The organism is Mesorhizobium sp. P3_A9 (genome assembly GCF_056402975.1).
The window spans coordinates 1-840 of the sequence record NZ_JBFUGJ010000761.1 but is presented as its reverse complement, the minus strand read 5'-3'; the positions used below and the strand labels follow the sequence as shown (position 1 = coordinate 840).

Here is an 840-nt window from a genome sequence, read left to right as displayed (position 1 = left end):
GCTCAATGGAGCTAAAGTGGCAGAGAGCGAAGTCTATCAAGGGACTAATACGCCTCCTGAAAATCACCCCTGTCACACAAATTCATTATTACGCAAAAGATGTTATAAAACAGATGATCACAAAAAGGCTGTTGGGGCGAAAATACACATCGATCTATGGGCCGCGCTACAACGGAATAGATCGGGATTTGAAGGAGAATGAAAAGTTGACGGTGATCGCGCGCCAGTGGGCACGCGGCAATCGAAAGGCTCGAGAAGATCTCGCCAGGCTGGGCAACGGCCGCGTGCTGTCCTTTCGCTATGAGGATTTGATACAGGATCCCGAGTTGGTCTTGCGCCGCGTCTATGAGCATTGCGGGCTGAACTGCACTGACGATATCGCTCGCCAGGCCAAGGAGATGATCGACCCCGGCCGCCAGCAGAAATGGCTCCGCCTCGAACGGAAGGATCTAACCGCGATCATACCGGAGGTCCGGGATGAGATGGAGTTCTATCGCTACGAAATTCCCTCGCTTCTTCAGTAGGTAAGGCGCGCCAGGACGGGCGGCACCACAGCCGACGCCCTTCGTGACCAATGCGATCGTGACGCCGTGCGGCCGCGGGCGCGTCGCCGAGCATCACCCAATCTAGTCGCTGGTCGTGTCGCTCGGCGAACCCAGGAAGACGCAATTGCCGCCTGTGTGGGTCGGCCCAGGATTGGAGAGAAGTGTGAGCAAAAAACGGGGGCTGGCAAAACAAAGTGTCGTGGGCATGTTCTGGACGTCCCTGTCCATGGGCGCCCTCGCGGTCGCGGAGCTTGTCGCCCTTCTCATCCTGGCCCGGCTTCTCTCGCCCAATGAG

Annotated in this window: 1 protein-coding gene; it reads left to right on the top strand. The window is 57.4% G+C overall.

All coding sequences use genetic code 11. The features are described from left to right. Window positions 1-524, top strand: a 524-nt coding sequence (locus tag AC1DX0_RS36595; RefSeq protein WP_477359471.1) for a sulfotransferase family protein, incomplete at its 5' end; no start/stop codon positions are given. Window positions 525-840 lie beyond the last annotated feature (316 nt).